The sequence below is a fragment of the Streptomyces sp. WG7 genome (assembly GCF_049975785.1).
In the GTDB taxonomy this organism is placed as follows: domain Bacteria; phylum Actinomycetota; class Actinomycetes; order Streptomycetales; family Streptomycetaceae; genus Streptomyces.
Genome location: NZ_JBNGGE010000029.1, coordinates 19132 through 45533, shown reverse-complemented (window position 1 = coordinate 45533; position 26402 = coordinate 19132). Strand labels below are relative to the sequence as shown.

The window sequence follows — 26402 nt, the reverse complement described above, 5'->3', positions numbered from 1 at the left end:
GACAGTGGTGTCATGACCGGAAACCAGACAGAAGCCCTGATCGGAATGCTCGTGACCTTCGGACTCCTCGTCCTCATGGTCCTCCCCTCGGTGATCGGCATCGTGCGCGAGAAGCGCGTCGACCGTCAGCTCAGGGAGGCCCGGACGGGCGAGGGGGCGGGGAAGGAGACTCAGAAGTCCTCGTCCAGGTCGACGGTGCCCTCCACCGCCACCTGGTACGCCGAGGGGCGCCGCTCGAAGAAGTTGGTCAGCTCCTGAACGCCCTGGAGCTCCATGAAGGAGAAGGGGTTCTCGGAGCCGTACACCGGGGCGAAGCCGAGCCGCGTCAGGCGCTGGTCGGCGACGCACTCCAGGTACTGCCGCATCGAGTCGGTGTTCATGCCCGGGAGGCCGTCACCGCACAGGTCGCGCGCGAACTGCAGCTCGGCCTCGACGGCCTCCCGCAGCATGTCGGTGACCTGCTGCCGGAGTGCGTCGTCGAAGAGCTCCGGCTCCTCCTTGCGCACGGTGTCGACCACGTCGAAGGCGAAGGACATGTGCATCGTCTCGTCCCGGAACACCCAGTTGGTGCCGGTGGCCAGGCCGTGCAGCAGGCCCCGGCTGCGGAACCAGTAGACGTAGGCGAAGGCGCCGTAGAAGAACAGGCCCTCGATGCACGCCGCGAAGCAGATGAGGTTGAGCAGGAAACGGCGGCGGTCGGCCTGGGTCTCCAGGCGGTCGATCGACTCGACCGAGTCCATCCACGTGAAGCAGAACTCCGCCTTCTCCCGGATGGACGGGATGTTCTCCACGGCCGCGAAGGCCGCGGCGCGGTCCTCCGGGTCGGGCAGGTAGGTGTCCAGCAGCGTCAGATAGAACTGGACGTGCACGGCCTCCTCGAAGAGCTGGCGGGACAGGTACAGCCGCGCCTCGGGGGAGTTGATGTGCTTGTAGAGGGTGAGCACCAGGTTGTTCGCGACGATCGAGTCGCCGGTGGCGAAGAAGGCCACCAGCCGGCCGATCAGGTGCTGCTCCTCCGGGCTCAGCTTCGCGAGGTCGGCGACGTCCGAGTGGAGGTCGACCTCCTCGACGTGCCAGGTGTTCTTGATGGCGTCCCGGTAGCGCTCGTAGAAGTCCGGGTAGCGCATGGGGCGCAGGGTCAGCTCGAAGCCCGGGTCGAGCAGGTTCTTGGTGGTGGTCTCGGTGGTCATTACTGGCAGGCCTCGCAGGACTCGGGGTTTTCCAGGGAGCAGGCGACCGCGTCGGGGTCGGGGGTCTGCCGCACGGGGGCGGTGGCTTGGGCGCCGGCGGCGCGGGCGATGCGGGTCGCCGGGCGGGAGCGCAGGTAGTACGTGGTCTTCAGGCCCCGCTTCCAGGCGTACGCGTACATCGAGGAGAGCTTTCCGATGGTCGGCGTCTCCAGGAACAGGTTCAGTGACTGCGCCTGGTCGAGGTACGGGGTGCGGGCGGCGGCCATGTCGATCAGGCCGCGCTGCGGGATCTCCCAGGCGGTGCGGTACAGCGCGCGGACGTCCTCGGGGATCCAGGTGAAGCCCTGCACCGAGCCGTTGGCCTCGCGCAGCGCCTCGCGGGTGCGGGCGTCCCACACCCCGAGCCGCTTGAGGTCGTCCACCAGGTAGGAGTTGACCTGGAGGAACTCGCCCGACAGCGTCTCGCGCTTGAACAGGTTGGACACCTGCGGCTCGATGCATTCGTAGGCGCCCACGATGGAGGCGATGGTCGCCGTCGGCGCGATCGCGAGGAGCAGGGAGTTGCGCAGGCCGGTCGCGGCGATGCGCTCACGCAGGGCCGACCAGCGCTCCGGCCAGGTGTGCTCGACGCCGTAGTGGTCGGGGTGCAGCACGCCCCGGGCGGTGCGGGTCTTCTCCCAGGCGGGCAGCGGGCCGTGGCGTTCGGCGAGGCCGGCGGAGGTCTCGTACGCGGCGAGCATGACCCGCTCGGCGATGCGGGTGGACAGGGCCTTCGCCTCGGGTGAGTCGAAGGGCAGACGCAGCTGGAAGAAGACGTCCTGGAGGCCCATCGCGCCGAGGCCGACCGGGCGCCAGCGGGCGTTGGAGCGGCCCGCCTGCTCGGTCGGGTAGAAGTTGATGTCCACGACCCGGTCGAGGAAGGTGACGGCGGTGCGGACGGTGGCGTCCAGCCGCTCCCAGTCGATGTCGCCGGCCTCCCGGTCGACGAACGCGCCGAGGTTGACCGAGCCCAGGTTGCAGACCGCGGTCTCCCCGTCGTCGGTGACCTCCAGGATCTCCGTGCAGAGGTTGGAGGAGTGGACGACGTGGCCCGGCTCGGCGGTCTGGTTGGCGGTGCGGTTGGCGGTGTCCTTGAAGGTCATCCAGCCGTTGCCGGTCTGCGCGAGGGTGCGCATCATACGGCCGTACAGCTCGCGGGCGGGCAGCGTCCTGCGGGCGAGCCCCGCGGCTTCGGCCCTGCGGTAGGCGGCGTCGAACTCCTCGCCCCACAGGTCGGTCAGCCCGGGCACGTCGGCGGGGGAGAACAGCGACCACGGCCCGTCGGCGTCCACCCGGCGCATGAACTCGTCGGGGATCCAGTGCGCCAGGTTCAGGTTGTGGGTGCGGCGGGCGTCCTCGCCGGTGTTGTCCCGCAGTTCCAGGAACTCCTCGATGTCCGCGTGCCAGGTCTCCAGGTAGACCGCCGCCGCGCCCTTGCGCCGGCCGCCCTGGTTCACGGCGGCGACCGAGGCGTCCAGCGTCTTCAGGAACGGGACGATGCCGTTGGAGTGCCCGTTGGTGCCGCGGATCAGTGAACCCCGGGCGCGGACGCGGGAGTAGGCGATGCCGATGCCGCCGGCGTGCTTGGACAGGCGGGCGACCTGGTGGAGGCGGTCGTAGAGGGAGTCCAGCTCGTCCTTGGGGGAGTCGAGGAGGTAGCAGGACGACATCTGGGCGTGCCGGGTGCCGGAGTTGAACAGGGTGGGGGAGGAGGGCAGGTAGTCGAGGCGGCTCATCAGCCCGTAGAGGGCGGCCACTTCGTCGACGGACCGTACGGTGTCGTCCTCGGCGAGCCCGGCGGCGACGCGCAGCAGGAAGTGCTGGGGCGTCTCGACGGCCTTGCGGGTGATCGGGTGCCGGAGCAGGTAGCGGCTGTACAGGGTGCGCAGCCCGAAGTAGCCGAAGCGGTCGTCGGCGGCCGGGTCGATCAGCGCGTCCAGCCGGTCCGCGTGCAGTCGGACGAACTCGGCGGTGCGGTCGGCGATCAGGCCCTCGCGGTGGCCGGTGGCGACCGACTCGGTGAAGGAGGTGACGCCCTGGGAGGCGGCCTCGGCGCGGATGCCGATGGTCAGCAGCCGGGCGGCCAGCCGGGAGTAGACCGGGTCCTCCGAGATGAGCCCGGCAGCCGCCTCGGTGGCGAGCTCGCGCAGTTCGGCCTCGTCCGCGCGGGCGGACCGGCCGCGCAGTGCGGCGGCGGCGACCCGGCCGGGGTCGGCGTCGGGGAGGTCGGCGGTCAGCCCGGTCAGGGTCCGCAGCAGGACGGCACCCGGGTTGCCGGGTTCCTCGCTCACTCCGGGTACCGGAGCCGCTGAGGTCGCTGAAGGCGTCACCGGGGTCGCTGAAACCGGGTCGGCTGGCGCGATGGTCACGTGGGGCACTCCCTCGCTCGGCACGGGGCCTGGCGGAGGGCAGGGGGCAGCTCACGAGCGCACACGGCGTCGCGTCCACCGGCCCACTCCACGAGGCCCGGACGTCATGGCACCCGGACCGGGACGGCCGGGCGCACTGTCGGCAGGTCCTCGGACTCGACTCGTGTACAGACGCACACAAGTACACCGTTGCGGGACAGTTCCGGATTCGCACCGGATTCCCCTGCGGCGACAGCGAGCATGAGCATACATCTTGTGCCGTGTTCCGCGAGCACCCCCAGATGTAGTGCCGATCCCGTGCCGGACGTCAGCGCGTGGTCGTGCTCCGCCGCCGCGTACGACAACGGGCCGCCGGATCTCTCCGACGGCCCGACGCGTGCCAGGGGTCAGTGCGAGGTGCCCGCCGTGGCCGGTGGCAGTTCCACCTGGACGCCGGGGTCGCCCGCGTCCGCCGTGTAGTCGCTCGGCTTGGTCTCGTCGACGCCGTCGGGCGCCTTGGCCGCCCGCAGGACGAAGGTCAGGACGACGGTGACCAGGACGTTCAGCACGAAGGCGGTGAGGCCGATGTAGCCGATCTCGCCGATGCCGGGGATCTCGTCGGAGGAGCCGCCGAAGTGCTTCTGCGTCGGCGAGGCGACACCGTACGCGGCGACCGTGCCGTAGACCATGCCGACCGCCCAGCCGCCGAGCAGCGCCCAGCGGTGGAACCAGCGGGTGAACAGGCCGCCGACCAGGGCCGGGAAGGTCTGCAGGATCCAGATGCCGCCGAGCAGCTGGAAGTTGATCGCGACCGTCTTGTCCATGCCGAGGACGAAGACCAGCGCGCCCACCTTCACCAGCAGGGAGACCAGCTTGGAGACCTTCGTCTCCTGCGCCGGGGTGGCGTCCGGCTTGATGAAGTCCTTGTAGATGTTGCGGGTGAAGAGGTTCGCGGCCGCGATCGACATGATCGCCGCCGGGACCAGGGCGCCGATGCCGATCGCCGCGAAGGCCACGCCGGCGAACCAGTCCGGGAACATGTTCTCGAACAGCTGCGGGATCGCCAACTGCCCGTTCTCCACCTTCACCCCCGCCGCGATCGCCATGAAGCCCAGCAGCGCGAGCAGACCGAGCATCAGCGAGTACAGGGGCAGGATCGTGGTGTTGCGGCGGATCACCTCGCGGCTGCGCGAGGACAGCGTGGCGGTGATCGAGTGCGGGTACATGAACAGCGCGAGCGCCGAGCCGAGTGCCAGGGTGGCGTACGTCCACTGGCCGCCGTGGTCCGGCACCAGCCCGCCGTTGCCCGACTCGGTGAACTTGTCGCCCGCCGCGGCGAAGATGTCGTCGAAGCCGCCCAGCTTGATCGGGATGTAGATGATCGCCACCGCGATCACGATGTAGATCAGCGTGTCCTTCACGAAGGCGATCAGCGCGGGCGCGCGCAGCCCCGACGAGTAGGTGTACGCCGCCAGCACGCCGAAGGCGATCAGCAGGGGCAGGTCCTTGACGAACCAGTTGGTGTCCTCGCCGCCGCCGACACCCATCACGTCCAGCACGGCCTGGATGCCGACCAGCTGGAGCGCGATGTACGGCATCGTGGCCAGGATGCCCGTCAAGGCGACCGCCAGCGACAGCCCCTTCGAGCCGAACCGGCCGCGGACGAAGTCCGAGGTCGTCACGTACCCGTGCTTGTGGGAGACCGACCACAGCCGGGGCAGGAAGGTGAAGATCAGCGGGTAGACCAGGATCGTGTAGGGCACCGCGAAGAAGCCGGCCGCGCCCGCCGCGTAGATCGCCGCCGGTACGGCCACGAAGGTGTACGCGGTGTACAGGTCGCCGCCCAGCAGAAACCAGGTGACCCAGGTGCCGAACGAGCGGCCGCCGAGGCCCCACTCGTCGAGGCTCTGGTCGTTCGCGGCCCGGCGCCAGCGGGCGGCCATGAAGCCCATGGCGGTGACGAGGACGAAGAAGAAGATGAAGACGGCGAGTGCGACGCCGTTCACGCCGTCGTTCACTTGGCCCCGCCTTCCCGGCGGGCGCGCTGGTCACGCTGCCACAGCTTGTAGGCGATCACCGTGAGCACGGTGGAGACGATCACCCACGCCATCTGGTACCAGTAGAAGAACGGGATGCCGATGAAGGCCGGGTCCGTCTTCGCGTACGAACCGACCCACAGCATGGCGACGAACGGTGCGACAAGGCAGAGGCCGATGACGACGCGCACCGGCGTCACCGTCGGCCCTCTGCTCACTTCCGGGGCTTGTGACATGCGGTGGCTCCGTCCCCTCGCTGATCACCTCGTGCAGTGCGCACGAAATGTAGGGGACGGCGTCAGGACAGCGGAAGACCTCGTCCGCATATCGGTCCTCAACCGCAACGTCGCCGCCGCGCGTGCGGGCCTTCGCCGGATACGCCCCGGGGCCGGGCCGCGCTCAGTCCCGGGGCCGCTTCAGCCGGGCCACGAACTTGTAGCGGTCGCCCCGGTACACCGAGCGCACCCACTCCACCGGCTGGCCCGTCCGGTCCTGCGAGTGCCGGGAGAGCATCAGCATGGGCAGGCCGACGTCGGTGCCGAGCAGGCCGGCCTCGCGCGGCGTGGCCAGCGAGGTCTCGATGGTCTCCTCGGCCTCGGCGAGATGGACGTCGTACACCTCGGCGAGGGCCGTGTAGAGGGACGTGTACTTCACCAGGGAGCGGCGCAGGGCCGGGAAGCGCTTGGCGCTCAGGTGGGTGGTCTCGATGGCCATCGGCTCGCCGTTGGCCATGCGCAGCCGCTCGATGCGCAGCACCCGCCCGCCGGCCGTGATGTCCAGCAGCCCGGCGAGCCGGTCGTCGGCGGTGATGTAGCCGATGTCCAGCAGCTGCGAGGTGGGTTCGAGGCCCTGGGCCCGCATGTCCTCGGTGTACGAGGTGAGTTGCAGGGCCTGCGACACCTTGGGCTTGGCGACGAAGGTGCCCTTGCCCTGGATGCGCTCCAGCCGGCCTTCGACGACCAGTTCCTGCAGGGCCTGGCGCACGGTCGTGCGCGAGGTGTCGAACTCCGCGGCCAGCGTGCGCTCGGGCGGGACCGGCGTGCCCGGAGTCTGCGTCCGGGTCATGTCGAGCAGATGCTTCTTCAGACGGTAGTACTTGGGCACGCGCGCGGTACGGACGGTCGCCCCACCCTCGTTCTCCGCACTGCTGACGTCGGTGCTCATGCTCTGCCTTCCCGGCTCCGGGTGCCGAAGCGACCGATATCCCTGTCGGCCACGGCTCACATCGTGGCACGGCTTCGTGCCGGTATGGTCCCGCACGCTCCGTGATCCCTTCTGTATACCCGCGCGGCCCCTGCTGGTCTAGTCCATAGCCTCACCCGGAGCCACTGGTACGCGCGTTCGGGCCCGTACCGGCACGCCATGGGGCGGGCGGTGGTACGCCCGGTCCCGGTCCGCCCGATCTGCCCGTTGCGCAATGAAAGGTCCCTGCATATCTCGGTCGCATCACGGACGAGGGGGCCGTGGTTGAACACCCTTGACAGCCCTATTGGTCTGGGCCAAGCTCCCCGTACTGGTCTACACCATTGGTCCAGGTCCCGGCCCCATGGGCGGTCCGCGTCGACGAGCAACCGCGGGGAGGCAGGGGGGTTGTGTGGCATCCCTGAGGAGGGTTGGCGTGAAGCGCAAGCTGACAGCCGCGATCGGTATCGCGGGCATGATGGTCTCGATCGCGGCGTGCGGGGGCGACGACGGCAAGGAGACCGGGGCGGACGGTTTCGCCGGCGAGACGCTCAACGTGTGGGTGATGGACGGTTCCTCGCCCGACGGCTGGCAGGCGGACCTCGCCAAGGAGTTCGAGGCGAAGACCAAGGCCAAGGTCAAGTTCGAGATCCAGAAGTGGAACGGCATCCAGCAGAAGCTGACCACCGCTCTCTCCGAGGAGAACCCGCCCGACGTCTTCGAGATCGGCAACACCCAGACCCCCGCCTACGCCAAGACCGGCGGACTGGCGGACCTGAGCGACCTCAAGAGCGAGATCGGCACCGACTGGTCCGAGTCCCTCAACAAGTCCGCCGTCTTCGACGGCAAGCAGTACGCGGCCCCGTGGTTCGTGGTCAACCGCGTGGTCGTCTACAACAAGAAGATCTGGGCGGACGCGGGCATCAAGGGCACGCCCAAGACCCGCGACGAGTTCTACAACGCCCTCAAGACGATCGGCGAGAAGACCGACGCCGAGCCGATCTACCTGCCCGGCCAGAACTGGTACCACTTCGTGGGCCTGGTCATCGGCGAGGGCGGCGAGCTGGTCAAGAAGGACGGCGACAAGTACGTCTCCAACCTCGGCGACCCGAAGATCGCCGCCGCCACCGAGACCTACAAGAAGTTCCAGGCCCTGTCCAAGGCGCCCAAGGACAAGGACGAGGCCACCCCGCAGCAGGGCGAGATCTTCGCCAAGGGCAAGACCGGCGCCTTCATCGGCATGGGCTGGGAGGGCGCCACGGCGATCACCACCAACCCGGCGATCGAGAAGGACCTCGGCTACTTCACCATCCCGGGCGCCACGGCCGACAAGCCCGAGGGCGTCTTCCTCGGCGGCTCCAACCTGGCCGTCGCCGCGGGCAGCAAGAAGCAGGAACTGGCCAAGGAGTTCCTGAAGCTCGCGCTGTCCGACAAGTACGAGGGTGCGCTGGCCAAGGCCAACGGCGTCATCCCGAACAAGGAGTCGCTGCAGACCAACCTGCAGGGCAACGCCGCCGCCGAGGCCGCCGCGCCGGCCACGAAGTTCGGTGACACTACGCCGCTGATCCCGGAGTGGGCCGCGGTCGAGAACGACCCCAACCCGATCAAGACGTATCTGACGGCCGTGCTGAAGGGCAAGTCGCCGGCCGAGGCCGCCGAGCAGGTCGAGGGCGAGTTCAACGAGCGCCTGGCGCAGCAGCAGTAGCACCGGGTGAGCCGGGGCGGGGGCCGGCACACGGCGGCCCCCGCCCCGGCGTCGAGGTGAACAGGTCGAGAAGAGAGAGACCGCGAGCATGACCGTGCAGACCGAACGGCCGCCCTCAGGCCCGGCGGACGTCCGCAAGGCGGACGGCGGGGAGGCCGGCGGGCCGAAACAGAGAGCCGCGTCGCGCGCCGGCGCGCTCACCCCGTACCTGTTGCTGCTGCCCGCCTGCGCGGCCACCGTGCTGCTGCTCGGCTGGCCGCTGCTGAAGGACGCCCTGCTGTCCTTCCAGAACCTCAACATGACGCAGCTGATCCAGCACGTCACCGAGTGGAACGGCCTCGACAACTACAAGGAGGTCCTCACCAGCGAGGACTTCTGGCGGGTCACCGTCCGCTCGATCCTCTTCACCGCGGTCAACGTCGCCCTCACCATGCTGGTGGGTGCCCTGATCGGTCTGCTGCTCGCCCGCCTCGGCAGGGTGATGCGGCTCGTGCTGCTGATCGGCCTGGTGCTGGCGTGGGCCATGCCGGTGGTCGCCGCGACCACCGTCTACCAGTGGCTCTTCGCCCAGCGCTTCGGCGTCGTCAACTGGGTCCTGGACAAGCTCGGCTGGCACTCCATGGCCGACTACAGCTGGACCGGCAGCCAGATGTCGACCTTCTTCGTCGTCACCGTGCTCATCGTCTGGATGTCCGTCCCGTTCGTCGCGATCAACCTGTACGCGGCGACCACCACCATCTCCGCCGAGCTGTACGAGGCCGCCTCCCTCGACGGAGCCGGCGCCTGGCGCAGCTTCACCACGGTCACCCTGCCGGTCCTGCGGCCGTTCCTCTACGCCACGACCTTCCTGGAGATCATCTGGATCTTCAAGGCGTTCGTCCAGGTCTACACGTTCAACGGCGGCGGCCCGGACCGTCTCACCGAGATCCTGCCCGTCTACGCCTACATCGAGGGCGTCGGCAACCAGCACTACGGCATGGGCGCGGCGATCGCCGTCCTGACCATCCTGATCCTGCTCGGCCTGACCGCCTACTACCTCAGGATCGTGCTCAAGCAAGAGGAGGACGAGCTATGAAGCGCTCGCTCTTCGGCCGCCTGTGGCCCAACGTCACGGCCGTCGTCCTGTTCATCGGCCTCGTCTTCCCCGTCTACTGGATGTTCGCCACGGCCTTCAAGCCGACCGGTGACATCATCTCGGAGGACCCGGTCTGGTTCCCGACCGACGTCACCTTCGAGCACTTCAGGACCGCGGTCAACGCCGACCACTTCTGGACGTACGTCGGCAACTCGTTCATCGTCACCGTCTGCGCGGTCGTCTTCTCGATGGTCATCGCGCTGGCCGGGGCGTTCGCCCTGGCACGGATGCGGTTCCGGGGACGGCGGGGCTTCATCGTCGGCTTCATGCTCGCCCAGATGGCGCCCTGGGAAGTCATGGTCATCGCGATCTACATGATCGTGCGCGACGCGTCGATGCTGAACAGCCTGGTGCCGCTCACCCTCTTCTACATGATGATGATCCTGCCCTTCACCATCCTGACGCTGCGCGGCTTCGTCGCCGCCGTGCCGAGGGAACTGGAGGAGTCCGCGCTGGTCGACGGCTGCACCCGCGGCCAGGCGTTCCGCCGGGTCATCCTGCCGCTGCTCGCCCCGGGGCTGATGTCCACCTCGATGTTCGGCTTCATCACCGCCTGGAACGAACTGCCCCTCATCCTGGTCGTCAACAAGGAGGCCGAGTCCCAGACCCTGCCGCTGTGGCTGACCAGCTTCCAGACCGTCTTCGGCGACAACTGGGGCGCGACCATGGCCGCCTCCTCGCTCTTCGCCATCCCGATCCTGATCCTCTTCGTCTTCCTGCAGCGCAAGGCCGTCAGCGGCCTGACCGCCGGCGCAGTGAAGGGATAACGCGACCGATGACGACCATCGCCAGAGCAACCGACACCCTCACGCGCGACGCGCTCACCGTCCTCCAACCCGGCTTCACCGGCACCACCGCCCCCGACTGGCTGCTGCGCCGCCTCGGCGAGGGCCTGGCCTCCGTCGGCCTGTTCGGACGCAACATCGCCTCGGCCGAGCAGTTGGCCGCGCTGACCGCGCAGCTGCGCGCCGAACGCGAGGACGTCCTCGTCGCCATCGACGAGGAGAGCGGCGACGTCACCCGGCTGGAGGTGCGCACCGGCTCCTCCTTCCCCGGCAACCTCGCCCTCGGCGCGGTGGACGACGTCGGGCTCACCCGGGAGGTGGCCGCGGAACTGGGCCGCCGGCTCGCGGCCTGCGGCGTCAACCTCAACTGGGCCCCGTCCGCCGACGTCAACTCCAACCCGGACAACCCGGTCATCGGCGTGCGCTCCTTCGGCGCCGCCACCGACCTGGTCGCCCGGCACACCGCCGCCTACGTCACCGGCATGCAGTCGGCGGGCGTGGCCGCCTGCACCAAGCACTTCCCGGGCCACGGGGACACGGCCGTCGACTCCCACCACGCCATGCCGCGCATCGACGTGGACGCCGCGGTGCTGGCCGAGCGCGACCTGGTCCCGTTCCGCGCGGCCATCGCCGCCGGCAGCCGCGCGGTGATGAGCGCCCACATCCTGGTCCCGGCCCTGGACCCGGACCGACCGGCAACGTTGTCCCGCCGCATCCTGACCGACCTGCTCCGCGGCGAACTGGGCCACGACGGCCTGATCGTCACCGACGGCATGGAGATGCGGGCCATCGCGGGCACGTACGGCATCGAACGCGGCAGCGTCCTGGCGGTCGCGGCCGGCGCCGACGCCATCTGCGTGGGCGGCGGCCTGTCCGACGAGGACACCGTGCGGCGGCTGTGCGACGCGCTGGTCGCGGCCGTCCGCTCGGGCGAACTGCCCGAGGAGCGCCTGGCCGACGCGGCGGAACGCGTCCGCGCCCTGGCCCGCTGGACCACGGCGCACCGGACGGACGCCCCGGGTGCGGAGGCCGCCGGCGGGCAGGGGGACGGGGACGTGGGCCTGCGTGCCGCCCGGCGCGCCGTGCGGGTCACCGGCGCCGAGGGCTTCACCCCCCTGACCGACCCGCCGTACGTCGCCGCCCTCACGCCCGTCGCGAACATCGCGGTCGGCGACGAGACCCCCTGGGGCGTCGCCGCCGAGCTCTGCCGCATGCTCCCCGGCACGGAGACCGGCAGCTTCACCGGACCGGACGCCGGGAAGGAAGTGCTGGCCGCGGCCGGCCCGCGCCGCGTCGTGGCCGTGGTCCGCGACGAGCACCGCCACCCCTGGATGGCGGCGGCCCTCGACATCCTGCTGGCGGCTCGCCCCGACACGATCGTGGTCGAGATGGGCGTCCCCGGCGCCGAGCCCCGCGGCGCCCTCCACCTGGCCACCCACGGTGCGGCCCGCGTCTGCGGCCGGGCGGCGGCGGAGGCCATCGCGGGGGTGTAGCGGGTACGCCCGCCGGTACGACGCAGGCGCCGGGTCCCTCGACGGGAGCCGGCGCCTCGGCCGGTGCGGGCGGGGTCCGGCCGCACCGCCCGGGGCGCCGGGCGGGCCGGTCCGGGGGCGGTGGGACGCGGAAGGCCTGGGACGCGGAAGGCCGCACCCCATGAGGTGCGGAGCCGGGCCCGGGGGTGCCCAAGAGGCGTGGAGCGGGACTTCTTCGTGCGCGCGGGCTCACCCGTCGGTACGACGAAGGGCGCCGCCCCCGCGATGGCGGGGGATCGGCGCCCTTCCTGCACGCGGGCCGCGCGGCCTTTTCGGCCGGCGCAGGCTCAGATGCCCTGCCAGTCGGGCTTGTGGGCGTAGGTGTGCCGGAAGTAGTCGGCGAGCTTCAGCTTGGAGGCCGCGGCCGTGTCGACGACGACCGTGGCGTGCGGGTGGAGTTGCAGCGCGGAGGCCGGGCACACGGCCGCGACCGGACCTTCGACGCTCGCGGCGACCGCGTCCGCCTTGCCCTCGCCGGTGGCGAGCAGCACCACGTGCCGGGCCTCCAGGATGGTCCCGATGCCCTGCGTCATCACGTGGTGCGGCACCTGCTCGATGTCGCCGTCGAAGAAGCGCGCGTTGTCGACGCGGGTCTGCTCGGTGAGCGTCTTGATCCGGGTCCGCGAGGCGAGCGAGGAGCACGGCTCGTTGAACCCGATGTGCCCGTCGGTCCCGATCCCCAGCAACTGGAGGTCGACCCCGCCGGCCTCGCCCAGCGCCCTGTCGTATGCCTCGCACGCCCCCTGCACGTCCTCGGCGGTGCCGTCGGGGCCCATGAACGCGTCCATGCCGATCCCCAGCGGCTCGAGCACCTCGCGCCGCAGTACCGAACGGTACGACTCGGGGTGCTCCGCGGGGAGCCCCACGTACTCGTCGAGCTGGGCGATCCGCGCCCGCGCCGTCTCCACGGCACCCGAGCGCACCTTGGCCGCCAACGCCTCGTACACGGGCAGCGGAGTCGAGCCGGTGGCCACCCCGAGCAGGGCGTCGGGCTTGCGCCTGAGCAGCTGCGCCATGGCCTCGGCTATGAGCTCGCCGCCCGCCTTGGCATCCGGAACGATGACAACTTCCACGCTTGCCTGCCGTTTCGAAGAGAGGACTCACCCGGGGCCCGGGACTGGCCGTGTGGTTGAACTGGTTGACGCTATGTGGTTTAGACCAATCTAACAGAGCCGGGCCCCGTGGGCGCGTTGAACCGGTCGGGCGGGTGGCCGTGCCCGGCGGGTGTCATCCCGGTGTCACGTCAGCGACCCTCCCGTCGCGTCCACCCAGCTTCCCGTGACCCACCGGCCCCCGTGCGAGGCGAGGAACGCGACCACGTCGGCCACCTCGGCCGGCGCCCCCACTCCGCCCAGCGCGGAGAGCGCCGCCGCCCGCTCCCAGCCGTCGGCGGTCCCGTGCAGCAGCTCTGCTGTGTTGTCCGTGTCGATGATGCCGGGCGCCACCGAGTTCACCGTGATGCCGCGGGTGCCCAGGACCTTGGAGAGGTCACGCGAGAACACGTCCAGGGCGCCCTTCGTCATCGAGTACGCCATGTTGTCCGGCATCGCCGCGGTGCGGGCCAGCCCCGACGAGATGTTGATGACCCGGCCGCCGTCACGCAGCCGGCCCATGCCGTGCTTGAGGATGAAGAACGGGGCCTTCACATTGACCGCGAAGACCGCGTCGTACTCCTCCTCCCTTATCTCTCCGATGGGCCGGGTGGTGCCGATGCCGGCGTTGTTCACCAGGACGTCCACCCCGTCGGCGTGCCGGTCGAACTCCTCCCACAGCGCCTCGGCGGCCCCCGGAGCGCTCAGGTCGGCCGCGATCGCGAACGCCGAGCCGCCTGCCGCCTCGATCGCTGCGACCGTCTCCTTCGCCGCCGCCTCATTCCTGCCGTAGTGCACCGCGACGCGTGCGCCGTCCCGCCCCAGCCGCTCCGCGATCCCTCGCCCGATGCCCCTGCTCGCCCCCGTGACGAGAGCCGTCCTGCCCGTGAGAACCCCCTGCTGCACGCCCATGCCGGCGCCCCCTCCGCATTTGACTAGTGGCCGCTACAGAAAGGACCGTACAACAGTCCGGCGGCATTTCTCTAGTGCCCGCTATAAAATGCACTCCATGGTGAGCAGTGAGAAGACCGGACAGGCGGGGGCCCCGGCCGGCGGTGCCGCGGCGAGGACCCGTGGCCGCCCCCGCTCCTTCGACCGCGCGACGGCCCTGGAGAAGGCGCTCATGGCCTTCTGGGAGCACGGATACGAGGCCACGTCGGTCTCCGACCTCACCCGGGCCATGGATATCGGCGCCCCGAGTCTGTACGCCGCCTTCGGGGACAAGCGTTCGCTCTTCGAGGAGGTCGTCCAGGAGTACGGCGTGCGGTACGGCTCCTTCGGTGCCCGCGCCCTGGCCGAGGAGCCGACCGCCCGCGCGGGGGTGGAGCGGATGCTGCGCGAGGCCGCCGTCGAGTACACGGCCCCCGGCCGGCCGCACGGGTGCCTCGTCATCCACGCCGCCGTCAACTGTTCGACCTCCGAGGTCGAGGAATCCCTGCGGGCGCGGCGCAACGCCAACATCGCCGGGATCGAGGACAGGATCGGCGCCGACGTCGCCGCGGGGGTGCTGCCGCCCGGCACTGACGCGGCCGCCCTCGCCCGGCACACCGGCGCCATGATCCAGGGCATGTCCCAGCAGGCGCGCGACGGCGCGAGCCGGGCGGAGCTGGCGGCGCTCGCGGAAATTGCCATGGCCGTCTGGCCCCGTGTGTGAGCCAACAGGGTTAGGCTTTGGCCGACTGCTCGGGCGTCCGGGCAGCCGACGGAGACGGGTATGACAAACCCTCGTCCGCCACATGGACACGATGAGTGGTCTAGTCCAGAATGGCCACTGAGACACTTGCCGTGACATTCGTACGACGTGATCGTCGGGCTTCCGCCTTCCCCGCACAGGAGGGCGGACCGAGGAACCGGAGCTCTCTGCCCTGACTGCCCCGGCTCCTCATCCTTCGGCCGACCGGGACCGCACACCCCACGGCCGTTGTTGCTCCGGGCTGCGGTGCCGGGAGGGCTGAGGGTCCCTCTCAGGCGCCGCGGCCCGCGGGTGTTCCGGGGCGGATCCGGCGCCGACGACGGTGGGATCCGGCTGGTTTCCGGCGCTGTCCGTACCGCCAGGTACGCTCAGCCACGTGCCCTCCATGAACGAACTCGTACGCCAGCACACCGCACTCGACGTCTCCGACCTCGAGTGGCTCCACCTGCTGGTCTCGGAGTGGCAGCTCCTCTCCGACCTCTCCTTCGCCGACCTGGTCCTGTGGGTCCCCACCCGCGACGGCACGCGTTACGTCTCGGTCGCCCAGATGCGGCCCAACACCGGACCCACCTCGTACCAGGACGACATGGTCGGCCACCTCGTTCCGCGCGGCCGCCGTCCCATGCTGGACGCCGCTCTGGACGAGGGCCGGATCGTGCGCGAGGGCGACCCGGAGTGGCGCGAGGAGGTCCCGGTCCGCGTCGAGTCCATCCCCGTACGACGGCAGGGGCGCGTTCTGGGTGTCATCGCCCGCAACACCAACCTGCTCACCGTGCGCACCCCGAGCCGCCTGGAGCTCACGTATCTGCAGAGCGCCTCGGACCTCGCGCAGATGATCGCGGCCGGCTCCTTCCCGTTCGAGAACCAGCAGCTCGACATGGACGCCTCGCCCCGCGTCGGCGACGGCCTGATCCGGCTCGACGCGGACGGCATCGTCCAGTACGCCTCCCCGAACGCGCTGTCGGCCTACCACCGCATGGGCCTCGCCGCCGACCTGGTCGGCCATCACCTCGGCCGGACCACCGCCGAACTCGCGCCGTCCCGCGGCCCGGTGGACGAGGCGCTCGCCAAGGTGGCCAGCGGCTGGGCGCCGCGCGAGTTCGAGATCGAGGCGCACGACGGGGTGATCCAGTTCCGCGCCATCCCCCTCAAGCCGAAGGGGACGCGCATCGGTTCGCTGGTCCTCCTGCGCGACGTCACGGAACTGCGTCGCCGTGAACGCGAGTTGATCACCAAGGACGCCACCATCCGGGAGATCCACCACCGGGTGAAGAACAACCTCCAGACGGTGGCGGCCCTGCTGCGTCTCCAGGCCCGGCGCATCGAGTCCGACCGGGGACGCGAGGCGCTCGAGGAGGCCGTCCGTCGGGTCGGGTCGATCGCCATCGTGCACGAGACCCTGTCCCAGACCCTGGACGAGCGCGTGGAGTTCGACGAGATCGCCGACCGCGTGCTGGCGATGGTGGCGGAGATCTCGCCGGGCAAGGTCACCGGCCGGCGCACCGGCCGCTTCGGCATCCTGGACGCCGAGGTCGCGACCCCTCTGTCGATGGTGCTGACCGAAGTTCTGCAGAACGCTCTGGAGCACGGCTTCCGCGAGGGCGACACCGGCACGGTCGAGGTCTCCGCGGTCCGTGGCGGTACGACGAAGGAGGCCCGGCTCCTGGTCACCGTCCAGGACGACGGCGTCGGGCTGCCCGCGGACTTCGACCCGCACCGCTCCGGCAACCTCGGCCTGCAGATCGTCCGCACCTTGGTGGAGGGCGAGCTGGGCGGAGCCTTCGACATGGTCCCGGCGCCGGAGCGCGGCACCCGGGTGATCCTGGACATCCCGGTGACCACGGAGAAGTAGCCGGCGCCGGCGGGGGGAGCGGCCGGCCCGCGGAGAAGCAGCCCGCGGAGAAGCAGCCGACGGGCCGGACAGCAAAAAGCCCCGGACCGGTGAAGGTCCGAGGCCAGTGCTCGTGCGATCGCATCGGGGTACTGCGCGCTGCGGCTCGGGAGCGGGGGGTTGCGTACTCGCTGTCTACGGAGTAATGCCGTCAGGCACACGCGCCACCAAGCTCAGGCTGTCAGCAGGGGTGGGGTCAGGCGGAGGCCTGACGAGCCCGGTTGCGGGCGGCACGGCGCTTCATTGCGCGGCGCTCGTCCTCGCTGAGACCACCCCAGACGCCGGAGTCCTGGCCGGACTCGAGCGCCCACTGCAGGCACTGCTCCATGACGGGGCAGCGACGGCAGACGGCCTTGGCTTCCTCGATCTGCAGCAGCGCGGGACCGGTGTTGCCGATGGGGAAGAAGAGCTCGGGGTCTTCCTCGCGGCAAACGGCGCGGTGACGCCAGTCCATGGCTGCTACCTCTCCTTGGTATTACATGCAGGGATGCTTGTGAATGTGAACGCTTTCACGAATCCCTCAACAAGGGAAGGGCCCATCGCCAGGTTGCCCGGGCGTGGTCCTGTGGTTTGAAGAGGGGTTCCGGTGATCTGTGGAGGCCGATGTTGCGGGCCGTCCCGATCGCCAAGAAGAGACTCGCAAACCTCGGCGGCGGATACAACCCCTTCCGGAAAGTTTTTTTAGATTCTGCGGTGTCGACTAGGTCACAGCCGTACTTCCATGGGGTGGATCCTGGTCTAAACGTTCGAGTGAAAGGACTTTCGCCCCTTCTGCTCACACAATCACACGCAGTGCACGGCGAACGCCTGTGAACGTCACGCTTGTGCGCAGCCCCAGGTGGTCACCGTCCATCTGGAGGGGGAGTGGCACCTTCGAATGCAAGGTGAACTCGGTCATGTCGTGCAGGGAGACGGCGTGCCGGCCCCGGGGGCCGCGCTCGGGGGACGAAGTGAGCAACTGGGTGCCATACCGGGCAACCGCCGCCGTCGACAGGCGGCTGAGGCCGAAGACGTCGAGCCCGGTGTCGAACGAGGCCTTGGGCGAGGCGTAGATCGGGCGATTGCCGAGGAACGTCCAGGGGCACGTGTTCGAAACTATGGACAGCACCAGATCGGTGACCGGGTCCTCGCCGGCCCGCTCCAGGGTGATCGTTCCGCTGCGGCGGTGCGGCTCGCCGATGAGCGCGCGCATCACCTGGCGGACGTAGAGGGCGTGTGTCGACTTCTTGCCGCGCTCGCGGTGCTGCTCGACCCGGCCTACCACGCCGGCGTCGAAGCCCAGCCCGGCGTTGAAGGTGAACCAGCGGGCCGGGGCCGCCGCGTCGTCCGAGCCGGGCGCGCCCGAGGCCAGGCCCAGTCCGACGGTCCGCTCGCTGCCCTGGCGCAGTGCGTCCAGCAGGGCGCCGGTCGCCTCCACCGCGTGGTTGGGCAGACCCAGCGCGCGGGCGAAGACGTTGGTGGAACCGCCGGGGACCACCGCGAGACCGGGCAGGTGCTCCGGGTCGGGGCCGGCGTGCAGCAGACCGTTGACGACCTCGTTCACCGTGCCGTCGCCGCCGAGCGCCACCACCAGGTCGATGTCCTCGCTCTGTGCCGCCTGCCGGCCGAGGTCGCGCGCGTGGCCGCGGTACTCGGTGGTGACCGCCTCGAGCTTCATCTCGCTCGCGAGGGCGTGGATCAGCACGTCGCGCGTACGCGCACTCGTGGTGGTTGCCGCCGGATTGACCACGAGAAGTGCACGCATGGTCTGCAGGGTACCTACTGGGGGGTACCCGGCCCAGTCCGAGGTGAGAACGCCGCGGGCGCGGGGTGCGCGTGATACGCCGGATTGTGCGCGTTGCGCCGGACGCGCCCACGGGCGCCGGCGTGCCGAGGGCTACCCTTCAGGGGTGAGCAGTGAGCAGAAACCCACCCCCGAAGCCGCCGAAGAGGCGGGCCCCCGTCCCGGCCGGCTGACCGCCGCGGCCTCGCTCGCCGCACTGGAGGGGCTGGCACTCGTCGTAGGGGGCGCCTGGATGCTGGTGGGAGGTCTTACCGGCCACCCCGACGACCGGACCTCGGCCATCACCGGCGGCGTCACCCTGATCGTCCTCGCCCTGCTGCCGCTGCTCGCCGCCCGTGGGCTGATCGGCCGGCGGGGCTGGAGCCGTGGGCCCGCCGTCGTCACACAGATCATGGCACTGCCGGTGGCCTACAACCTGCTGCAGGCCGACAGCGTGGCCATCCCGGCGGGCATCGTGCTCGGCGTCGTGGCCGTCACGGCGCTGGTGCTGCTCGTGAACCCCGCGACCACCCAGGCCCTCGGCATCCGGGGACCCAGGAGCGCCGAGAAGTAATCGCTGTCCGGTGACGAACGGGCGCGGCGACTGCCCGGCGGTGACGAGGGCTCGACGACAGCCCGGCGGTGACCGGGTGTGACGACAGCCCGGGGGTCTTCGGGCGCCTGCGACTACTCCTCGACCAGCAGCTTCTCCCGCAGCTGTGCCAGCGTGCGCGCCAGCAGCCGCGACACGTGCATCTGCGAGATGCCGACCTCCTGCGCGATCTGCGACTGGGTCATGTTGCCGAAGAAGCGCAGCAGCAGGATCCGTTTCTCCCGCGGAGGCAGGTCCTCCAGCAGCGGCTTGAGCGACTCCCGGTACTCGACACCCTCCAGGGCCTCGTCCTCGGCGCCCAGCGTGTCCGCGACCGCCGGGGACTCGTCGTCGGTGTCCGGGACGTCCAGGGACAGCGTGGAGTAGGCGTTGGCCGATTCCAGGCCTTCCAGGACCTCCTCCTCCGAGATCGCCAGCTTCTCGGCGAGCTCGTGGACGGTGGGGGAGCGGCCGTGCAGCTGCGAAAGCTCCGCCGTGGCCGTGGTCAGGGACAGCCGCAGCTCCTGCAGCCGGCGCGGGACGCGCACCGCCCAGCCCTTGTCCCGGAAGTGCCGCTTGATCTCGCCGACGACCGTCGGCGTCGCGTACGTGGAGAACTCCACACCGCGGTCGGGGTCGAAGCGGTCGACCGACTTGATCAGTCCGATGGTGGCGACCTGGGTGAGGTCGTCCAGGGGCTCACCGCGGTTGCGGAAGCGGCGCGCGAGGTGCTCGACGAGCGGCAGGTGCATGCGGACCAGCCGGTTGCGCAGTTCCGCGTACTCGGGGCTGTCCTTCGTCAGGGTGCGCAGTTCGGTGAACAGGAGGCGCGCCCCGCTGCGGTCCGTCGGGTCGTGCCGCGTGCCCTGCGCGCCTCGCGCGCCCGGCGCGCCGTCCTCGGAGTGTCGCTCGTGCTCGCTCATCGTCCCGCCCGTTGCCCTTTCCCGAGCCCGCGCCTCCGCTCGGACGGGCCGGACGGGGGTGTCCCCGGTCCGCGGCCCGTCGCCCGGGGCGACGGCCCCGGGCGAGGTCTCGTCCTCCGGATGTGGCCGGGCCTGCTCGGGAATGCCGTCGATGCCGTCCGCCATGCGTCGGGCCTCGTTCTCAGAACGTGTGCCCTCGGCCGGCAGCTCCCCTGTGCCGCGCTCTTCGTCCCGCACCGGCCCGTCCCCGTTCCTCACGTCGGCCCGGGTCCCGCGCCGCGCTGTTTGTAGAGGCTGATCGAAACGGTTTTGTCCTCGTCCACGGCGGAGGAGACCTTGCCGGCGAGAGCGGACAGCACGGTCCAGGCGAAGGTGTCCCGCGAGGGGGCGTGGCCGTCCGTGGTCGGCGCCGAGACGGTGACCTCGAGTGAGTCGTCGACGAGGCGGAAGACGCAACTGAGCACCGAGCCGGGCACGGCCTGCTGAAGCAGGATCGCGCAGGCCTCGTCGACTGCGATGCGCAGGTCCTCGATCTCGTCGAGGGTGAAGTCCAAACGGGCTGCGAGGCCGGCCGTCGCCGTACGCAGCACCGACAGGTAGGCACCCGCGGCCGGCAGCCGGACTTCGACGAAGTCCTGGGTCGCGGGCTCGCCTGCGATCTGGGACACCCTCACCTCCAAGGTGGTACAAGCGTTACAGGGCCGAGGTCGCCCCTCGGGGTAACGCGATACGTGGTTCAGCGGTGACGTTATCGCGCTCCGAACTTTCCTGTCCCCGAGACCCCAACCCCTTGCTGTCACTCATAGTAAACACATGAATACGCACAGTGGCTAGGGGTCCGGCGGGCTCAAATCGGAAGAGCGCGCGCCGGGTTGACGTACCCAGGCGTCAGACGGTCGAACCGTCCTGCGGAGAGGTCACACGAGGACGTGGTCGACGAAGCACCAGCGCCAGTTCTCGCCGGGCTCGAAGGTGCGCATCACCGGGTGGCCGGTGTCCTTGTGATGCGCCGTCGCGTGCTGCCTCGGCGAGGAGTCGCAGCAGCCGACGTGACCGCAGACGAGGCACAGCCTCAGCTGCACCGGTTCCGTGCCCTCGGCCACACACTCCGGGCAGGTCTCGCTCCGCGGCTGCGGTTCCGGGTGCGGCAGCGCGTCGGCGTGCGTGCACTGTTTCATGATTGCCAGGTTACGTCGGGTGTGCGGAGAGCCGCGCGGAAAAAAGAGGGCGGGCGAGGACGATGGACGTGATGCCGCTGCTGTTGCTGGTGGCGGGCAGCGCCGCGGTCGCCGCGGCGGGGCGGCGCGTGCCGGTGCCGCCGCCGCTGCTGCTGGTCGCGGCGGGCCTGGCGGTGAGCTACGTCCCCGGAGTGCCCGACTACACCCTCGACCCGCACATCGTCCTGCCGCTGCTGCTGCCCCCGCTGCTCCACACGGCGGCCACCGACAGCTCCTACCTCGGCCTGAGGGCTCAGATCCGGCCCGTGGCGCTGCTGTCCGTGGGCTACGTGCTCTTCGCCACCTTCGTGGTCGGCTGCGCCGCGTATCTGATCGTGCCCGGCCTGCCGCTGACCGCGGCCCTGGTGCTCGGCGCGGTGGTGGCACCGCCGGACGCCGTCGCGGCCACGGCGGTCGCGCGGCGCGTGGGGCTGCCCTCCCGGATCACCACGATCCTCCAGGGGGAGTCCCTGGTGAACGACGCCACCGCGATCACCGCTTTCCGGGTGGCGCTCGCCGCGGCGGTCGGTGAGGGTGCCACGTGGGCCGGCGGGATCGCGGAGTTCCTGATCGCGGCCGTCGGCGGGGTCGGTGTCGGGCTGGTGCTGATGGTGCCGCTCCACTGGCTGCGCACGCACCTGAAGGAGGCGCTGCTGCAGAACACGCTCTCCCTGCTGATCCCGTTCGTCGCCTACGCGGTCGCCGAGCAGGTGCACGCCTCCGGGGTGCTCGCGGTGGTGGTGGTCGCGCTCTATCTGGGACACCGCGCGTGGGAGGTCGATTTCGCCACCCGTCTCCAGGAGGACGCGGTGTGGAAGATGGTCGCGTTCGTCCTGGAGTCCGCCGTGTTCGCCCTGATCGGACTCCAACTGCCCGTCGTCCTGGACGGGCTCGGGGAGTACGAGGGTGCCGACGCCGCCTGGTACGCGGTCGCCGTCTTCGTGGTGGTCGCCGTGGCGAGATTCGTGTGGGTGTATCCGGCGACCTTCCTGCCGCGGCTGTCGGCACATGTCCGCGCGCGTGAAGGGGACCTCTCCTGGAGGGGGCCGTTCGTGATCGGCTGGGCCGGGATGCGGGGCGTGGTCTCGCTGGCGATTGCCTTCTCCATCCCGCTCACCGTGCACGGCGGCGAGCCGTTTCCCGAGCGCAACCTCATCCTGTTCCTCACCTTCACCACGGTCATCGGCACGCTCGTCGTCCAGGGCGTCACCCTGCCGCCGCTGATCCGCCTGCTGAAGTTCCCCGCGCACGACGTACAGGCGGAGACCCTGGCGGAGGCCAACGCCCAGGCACAGGCCTCCCGCGCCGCCGAGCAGCGCCTGGACGAGCTCCTCGCCGACGAGCGCAACGCCCTGCCGGCCCCGCTGGCCGACCGCCTCCGAACGGTCCTGGAGCGTCGCCGCAACGCCGTCTGGGAGCGGCTCGGGCAGGCCAACCCCGTCACCGGCGAGACCGTCGACGACACATACCGACGGCTGTCCCGGGAGATGATCAGCGCCGAGCGGGAGGTCTTCGTCCGGCTGCGGGACGGCCGCTACATCGACGACGAGATGCTGCGTACCCTGCTGCGGCGGCTGGACCTGGAGGAGGCGGCGGCGTACCGGGAGGCGGCGTAGGGGCCCGCCCGCCGGCCGACCGGCGGTGCGTTGTGCGGTTGACGGGGCGGGCGGTCCGACGCGGCCGGCGTGACGGGACACCACGCGCGGGTGCGCCGCCGGACACGGGAGGGGATCCCCGGCTCTCCGGGCCGCGCCCGGGTGGGCGGCCCAGAGGCCGGCCCTGCCCCGCCCGGACACGTCGCGGGCCGGGCAGCGTGGGCGGGGGTCCGGACCGCCGGACCCGCACGGCGCGGGATGCGCCGGGCAGGCCGGGGCAGGCGCCGGGGCGACCGCGGAGACCTCCGGATCCCGGTGCTCGCGAGGCCGGGCGCGGCGGGCGCCGTGACGTCCGTCCGACGGGGTCCGCTCAGGGAAAGGGGCGGCCGGTGACGACCGCCGTCAGGGTCGTCCCACGGGGGAAGGCGCCCTCCTGGGTGAGGACGAGCAGGGCGTGGAGCATCTTGGCGACGTAGACGCGCTCCAGGGGGAGGTCGTGGCGGCGCTCGAAGTCCTCGGCGAAGGAGTCGAGCTCGGGAGTGGTGCGGGCGTAGCCGCCGCCGTGGAAGCGGTCGTCGAGGTCCCAGGAGCCGCGGGGCCCGCCGAACGCGAGGTCCTGGAGCCGTCGTATGTCGTCGGCCAGGAAGCCGCCCTTGAGTACTGGTATCCCGAGCACCCGGCGGCCCGGGGGGAGGCCGGCGGCCAGCCCGGCGAGCGTGCCGCCGGTGCCGCAGGCGAGCGCGACCACGTCGGCGTGTTCGCCCAGTTCCGTGCCGAGGGCCCGGCAGCCGCGCACGGCCTCCGCGTTGCTGCCGCCCTCGGGGACGACGACCGCGTCCTCGGCGTCCGCCGAGCGCAGGAGGGCGGCCAGAACCTCCGGTTCGGTCTTGCGGCGGTACGTCGAGCGGTCGACGAAGTGCAGCCGCATGCCGTCGGCCGCACACCGGGACAGGGAGGGGTTGAGCGGCCGGCCGGCCAGCTCCTGACCGCGCACCACGCCCACCGTGGAAAGACCGAGCAATCGGCCGGCGGCGGCTGTGGCACGCAGGTGGTTGGAGTAGGCGCCGCCGAACGTGACGACGGTACGGCCGTCCACCGTGGCGAGAATCGGCGCGAGTTTGCGCCATTTGTTGCCGACCAGCTCGGGATGGATCAGATCATCCCGCTTCAGCAGCAACCGGACACCGTGACGCTCGAACCGCCCGTCGGCGGTCTCCTGCAACGGTGAGGGCAGGCGGGGGCGCAGGGAGGCGGGGCCGGAGGCGGTGTCGGTGCCGTTCACTCCGCCATTGTCACGCCCGCCGCGCGCGGCGCACGGATCACTTCAGCCGGTCGCGGATCCGCTCCCGCATCGACGCCATCGTGAACCCCCGAGGGTCGACCTTCCCCGGCTGCCATTCGAGGTGGCCGATGACGGATCGTTCGTTCCACCCGTGGTGGCGGCAGACCGCGGCGGCGGCCCGCTCGATCGCCTCCAGTTGCGCCGCCGGCCAGGGATCGTCGCCGTCACCCAGGTTCTCGCACTCGAAGCCGTAGAAGTGGCGGTTGCCGTCGGTGTTCGCCTCGTTGTCCCGGGGCAGGCCCTTCTCCGCGATCACCGCGCGCAGGACCTCGTCGTCGCCGAGCCCGGCGTGATTGGCCCGGCCGTACCCGACCAGGTGGACCTTGCCGTCCTTGGTGATGACCCCGTGGCACAGCGGCCCCGGCAGGCCCTCGTAGCCCTTGCGGCAGATCTCCACGGTCCGTTTGCTGCCCTTGGTGACCGTGTGGTGGATCATCACGCCGTGCACGGGCCCCCAGGGGCCCTTGTGGTTGCGGTTGTGGTCCCGCCAGTCGCCGACCTGGACGACGGTGAGGCCCTCTGCCTTCAGTGCCTTGAGGAAACTGCTCGCGGACATGGGTGAGGCCACGGCCGACTCCTTCGCGCTGAGCGACGACCGCCCGTCGCGACCGCCTCGTACCGTGCTTGTACCGAAACGGAGTGCTCCCTAGTACTTGTTCGATCCGTGTGCGATCCGATCCGGACAACCTTGTCCCGGCCAATCGTTTCGAACGGAGACGGGACAAGACGCCGAGAAGCCGAGACGGTGAGACACGAGACGTCGAACAAACCCCGTATCTGCCCCGGTCGACGGTGATCCATTCCCGCTCGTTCGGGTAATAGCACCGGCGCGCTCCGTGCGGAAGGGTGATGCACGCACAACGATGCCGGGCACAGCCGTCCGGCACGACCGGGGAGGGCAATTCCTTATGTCGGTAGGCGAAGAGGTCCGCACCGAGCAGACCAGGCCGCAGCAGAGTCTCGGCACGGCGGCCGCGCGGAACCTGGCCACCACCACCAAGTCCGTTCCTCAGATGCAGGAGATCAGCTCCCGCTGGCTGCTGCGCACGCTCCCGTGGGTGGACGTCCAGGGCGGCACGTACCGGGTGAACCGGCGCATGACCTTCGCCATCGGCGACGGCCGGGTGACGTTCGTGAAGACCGGCGACCGCGTCGAGGTCATCCCCGCCGAGCTGGGCGAGCTGCCGGCCCTGCGGTCGTACGAGGACCAGGAGGTGCTCTCGGAACTCGCGCAGCGCTGTGAGCAGCGGGAGTTCGGCCCCGGTGAGGTGATCGCCTCGTTCGGCGGCCGGGCCGACGAGGTCTACCTGCTGGCGCACGGCAAGGTGGAGAAGGTCGGCACCGGCCCCTACGGCGACGACGCGGTGCTCGGCGTCCTCGCCGACGGCGCCTACTTCGGCGACCAGGCGCTGCTCGACGGGGACGCCATCTGGGAGTACACCGCCCGCACGGTCACCGCCTGCACGGTGCTGGTGCTGCCCCGCCAGCAGGTGGAGCAGATCGCGGAGCGCGCGGACTCCCTGCGCACGCACCTCGAGGAGCGGCGCTCGATCCCCCAGCAGCGCACCAACAAGCTCGGCGAGAAGGCCATCGACCTCTCCGCCGGCCACAGCGGCGAGCCGGACATCCCGCACACCTTCGTCGACTACGAGGCCCGGCCCCGTGAGTACGAGCTGAGCGTCGCCCAGACCGTGCTGCGCATCCACTCACGCGTGGCCGACCTCTACAACCAGCCGATGAACCAGACCGAGCAGCAGCTCCGGCTGACCGTCGAGGCGCTGAAGGAGCGTCAGGAGCACGAGCTGGTCAACAACCGCGAGTTCGGCCTGCTGCACAACTGCGAGTACGACCAGCGGATCCAGCCGCACGACGGCGTACCCGGCCCGGACGACCTGGACGAGCTGCTCAGCCGTCGGCGCGGCACCAAGCTGCTCCTCGCCCACCCGCGTGCGATCGCCGCCATCGGCCGTGAGCTCAACAAGCGCGGGCTGGTCCCCGAGACGATCGACATCGCCGGCAACCGCATCCCGACCTGGCGTGGTGTGCCGATCTACCCGTGCAACAAGATCCCGGTCACCGAGGCCCGCACGTCCTCGATCATCGCGATGCGTACCGGCGAGCAGGACCAGGGCGTCATCGGCCTGCGCGCCACCGGCCTCCCGGACGAGATCGAGCCGAGTCTGTCGGTGCGCTTCATGGGCATCAACGAGCAGGCCATCATCAAGTACCTGGTCACGGCCTACTACTCGGCCGCGGTCCTCGTGCCGGACGCGCTGGGCGTCCTGGAGAACGTCGAGATCGGCCGCTGGCAGTGACGCCAGTCTCCCGAACGCCGTGTTGCCGC

At 70.5% G+C, this 26402-nt stretch carries 24 protein-coding genes and 1 riboswitch; of the genes, 10 read left to right on the top strand and 14 right to left on the bottom strand.

The window, feature by feature from the left end; genetic code table 11:
• Window positions 1–12: 12 nt before the first annotated feature.
• Window positions 13–258, top strand: a complete 246-nt coding sequence (locus tag ACP4J0_RS25430; RefSeq protein WP_426601019.1) for a hypothetical protein — start codon at window positions 13–15, stop codon at window positions 256–258.
• Here ACP4J0_RS25430 and ACP4J0_RS25425 read toward each other — a convergent pair.
• The 5 genes from ACP4J0_RS25425 to ACP4J0_RS25405 all read right to left on the bottom strand — a co-directional run bounded on the left by ACP4J0_RS25425 (window position 171) and on the right by ACP4J0_RS25405 (window position 6777).
• Window positions 171–1190, bottom strand: coding sequence for a ribonucleotide-diphosphate reductase subunit beta (locus tag ACP4J0_RS25425; protein WP_426601017.1), 1020 nt, complete (start codon window positions 1188–1190; stop codon window positions 171–173). The two genes, ACP4J0_RS25430 and ACP4J0_RS25425, sit on opposite strands and share 88 nt — an antisense overlap.
• Window positions 1190–3598 carry a ribonucleoside-diphosphate reductase subunit alpha gene (locus ACP4J0_RS25420; protein WP_426601015.1) on the bottom strand — a complete coding sequence of 803 codons (2409 nt, stop codon included), beginning with the start codon at window positions 3596–3598 and terminating at the stop codon, window positions 1190–1192. The genes ACP4J0_RS25425 and ACP4J0_RS25420 overlap by 1 nt, the downstream gene beginning before the upstream one ends.
• A 124-nt stretch (window positions 3599–3722) precedes the next feature.
• A riboswitch (cobalamin riboswitch) is annotated at window positions 3723–3846 on the bottom strand.
• A 138-nt stretch (window positions 3847–3984) separates the two neighbouring features.
• Window positions 3985–5595: a monocarboxylate uptake permease MctP gene (mctP, locus tag ACP4J0_RS25415; protein WP_426601013.1), complete on the bottom strand. Its 1611-nt coding sequence runs from the start codon at window positions 5593–5595 to the stop codon at window positions 3985–3987.
• Window positions 5592–5849: a DUF3311 domain-containing protein gene (locus ACP4J0_RS25410; protein WP_310871293.1), complete on the bottom strand. Its 258-nt coding sequence runs from the start codon at window positions 5847–5849 to the stop codon at window positions 5592–5594. The genes mctP and ACP4J0_RS25410 overlap by 4 nt, the downstream gene beginning before the upstream one ends.
• Before the next feature lie 163 nt (window positions 5850–6012).
• Entirely contained in the window at window positions 6013–6777 is a 765-nt protein-coding gene (locus ACP4J0_RS25405; protein ID WP_309318670.1) for a GntR family transcriptional regulator, read from the bottom strand.
• Between the two features lie 454 nt (window positions 6778–7231).
• Between ACP4J0_RS25405 and ACP4J0_RS25400 the strand changes: the two genes are divergently transcribed.
• The 4 genes from ACP4J0_RS25400 to ACP4J0_RS25385 all read left to right on the top strand — a co-directional run bounded on the left by ACP4J0_RS25400 (window position 7232) and on the right by ACP4J0_RS25385 (window position 11913).
• Window positions 7232–8500, top strand: coding sequence for an extracellular solute-binding protein (locus tag ACP4J0_RS25400; protein WP_426601011.1), 1269 nt, complete (start codon window positions 7232–7234; stop codon window positions 8498–8500).
• Between the two features lie 88 nt (window positions 8501–8588).
• Complete coding sequence (locus ACP4J0_RS25395) at window positions 8589–9575, top strand: carbohydrate ABC transporter permease (protein WP_426601010.1); 987 nt, start codon at window positions 8589–8591, stop codon at window positions 9573–9575.
• Window positions 9572–10402: a carbohydrate ABC transporter permease gene (locus ACP4J0_RS25390; protein ID WP_426601008.1), complete on the top strand. Its 831-nt coding sequence runs from the start codon at window positions 9572–9574 to the stop codon at window positions 10400–10402. The genes ACP4J0_RS25395 and ACP4J0_RS25390 overlap by 4 nt, the downstream gene beginning before the upstream one ends.
• Window positions 10403–10410: 8 nt before the next feature.
• Window positions 10411–11913 carry a glycoside hydrolase family 3 protein gene (locus ACP4J0_RS25385; protein WP_426601006.1) on the top strand — a complete coding sequence of 501 codons (1503 nt, stop codon included), beginning with the start codon at window positions 10411–10413 and terminating at the stop codon, window positions 11911–11913.
• Window positions 11914–12239: 326 nt separating this feature from the next.
• Here the strand turns inward: ACP4J0_RS25385 and nagB are convergent, their stop codons facing one another.
• Together nagB and ACP4J0_RS25375 are read right to left on the bottom strand one after the other, a co-directional pair.
• A complete protein-coding gene (gene nagB / locus ACP4J0_RS25380; RefSeq protein ID WP_426601005.1) occupies window positions 12240–13025 on the bottom strand; it encodes a glucosamine-6-phosphate deaminase in 786 nt (261 codons plus the stop codon).
• 165 nt (window positions 13026–13190) lie between these two features.
• Window positions 13191–13955, bottom strand: coding sequence for an SDR family oxidoreductase (locus ACP4J0_RS25375; RefSeq protein ID WP_426601003.1), 765 nt, complete (start codon window positions 13953–13955; stop codon window positions 13191–13193).
• A gap of 97 nt (window positions 13956–14052) precedes the next feature.
• On the opposite strand from ACP4J0_RS25375, the gene ACP4J0_RS25370 reads away from it, so the two are divergent.
• The gene (locus ACP4J0_RS25370; RefSeq protein WP_426601001.1) at window positions 14053–14697 is read left to right on the top strand and encodes a TetR/AcrR family transcriptional regulator; all 645 of its coding nucleotides are present in this window, start codon (window positions 14053–14055) and stop codon (window positions 14695–14697) included.
• 415 nt (window positions 14698–15112) lie between these two features.
• Window positions 15113–16588, top strand: coding sequence for a sensor histidine kinase (locus ACP4J0_RS25365; RefSeq protein ID WP_426600999.1), 1476 nt, complete (start codon window positions 15113–15115; stop codon window positions 16586–16588).
• Between the two features lie 235 nt (window positions 16589–16823).
• On the opposite strand, the gene ACP4J0_RS25360 is transcribed toward ACP4J0_RS25365, so the two are convergent.
• Both ACP4J0_RS25360 and ACP4J0_RS25355 read right to left on the bottom strand, forming a co-directional pair.
• A complete protein-coding gene (locus ACP4J0_RS25360) occupies window positions 16824–17081 on the bottom strand; it encodes a WhiB family transcriptional regulator (protein ID WP_003973730.1) in 258 nt (85 codons plus the stop codon).
• A 321-nt stretch (window positions 17082–17402) separates the two neighbouring features.
• Entirely contained in the window at window positions 17403–18371 is a 969-nt protein-coding gene (locus ACP4J0_RS25355; RefSeq protein ID WP_426600998.1) for a diacylglycerol/lipid kinase family protein, read from the bottom strand.
• Between the two features lie 145 nt (window positions 18372–18516).
• Here ACP4J0_RS25355 and ACP4J0_RS25350 point away from each other — a divergent pair, with 145 nt between their 5' ends.
• Window positions 18517–18963 carry a hypothetical protein gene (locus ACP4J0_RS25350; protein ID WP_426600996.1) on the top strand — a complete coding sequence of 149 codons (447 nt, stop codon included), beginning with the start codon at window positions 18517–18519 and terminating at the stop codon, window positions 18961–18963.
• Between the two features lie 113 nt (window positions 18964–19076).
• Here the strand turns inward: ACP4J0_RS25350 and ACP4J0_RS25345 are convergent, their stop codons facing one another.
• The 3 genes from ACP4J0_RS25345 to ACP4J0_RS25335 all read right to left on the bottom strand — a co-directional run bounded on the left by ACP4J0_RS25345 (window position 19077) and on the right by ACP4J0_RS25335 (window position 21082).
• Window positions 19077–20162 carry an RNA polymerase sigma factor SigF gene (locus ACP4J0_RS25345; RefSeq protein WP_426600995.1) on the bottom strand — a complete coding sequence of 362 codons (1086 nt, stop codon included), beginning with the start codon at window positions 20160–20162 and terminating at the stop codon, window positions 19077–19079.
• Window positions 20159–20572 carry an anti-sigma regulatory factor gene (locus ACP4J0_RS25340; protein WP_003973726.1) on the bottom strand — a complete coding sequence of 138 codons (414 nt, stop codon included), beginning with the start codon at window positions 20570–20572 and terminating at the stop codon, window positions 20159–20161. Before ACP4J0_RS25340 ends, ACP4J0_RS25345 begins: the two co-directional genes overlap by 4 nt.
• Window positions 20573–20821: 249 nt before the next feature.
• Entirely contained in the window at window positions 20822–21082 is a 261-nt protein-coding gene (locus tag ACP4J0_RS25335; protein ID WP_426600994.1) for a UBP-type zinc finger domain-containing protein, read from the bottom strand.
• A 62-nt stretch (window positions 21083–21144) separates the two neighbouring features.
• Here ACP4J0_RS25335 and ACP4J0_RS25330 point away from each other — a divergent pair, with 62 nt between their 5' ends.
• On the top strand, window positions 21145–22737 hold the full coding sequence (locus ACP4J0_RS25330; protein ID WP_426600993.1) for a Na+/H+ antiporter: 1593 nt from the start codon (window positions 21145–21147) through the stop codon (window positions 22735–22737).
• Window positions 22738–23086: 349 nt separating this feature from the next.
• Here ACP4J0_RS25330 and ACP4J0_RS25325 read toward each other — a convergent pair whose 3' ends face one another.
• Both ACP4J0_RS25325 and ACP4J0_RS25320 read right to left on the bottom strand, forming a co-directional pair.
• Complete coding sequence (locus tag ACP4J0_RS25325; protein ID WP_426600991.1) at window positions 23087–23998, bottom strand: 1-aminocyclopropane-1-carboxylate deaminase/D-cysteine desulfhydrase; 912 nt, start codon at window positions 23996–23998, stop codon at window positions 23087–23089.
• A gap of 37 nt (window positions 23999–24035) precedes the next feature.
• A complete protein-coding gene (locus ACP4J0_RS25320) occupies window positions 24036–24614 on the bottom strand; it encodes an N-acetylmuramoyl-L-alanine amidase (RefSeq protein ID WP_426601092.1) in 579 nt (192 codons plus the stop codon).
• Between the two features lie 352 nt (window positions 24615–24966).
• Between ACP4J0_RS25320 and ACP4J0_RS25315 the strand changes: the two genes are divergently transcribed.
• A complete protein-coding gene (locus ACP4J0_RS25315; protein WP_426600990.1) occupies window positions 24967–26373 on the top strand; it encodes a family 2B encapsulin nanocompartment shell protein in 1407 nt (468 codons plus the stop codon).
• Window positions 26374–26402: the final 29 nt, after the last annotated feature.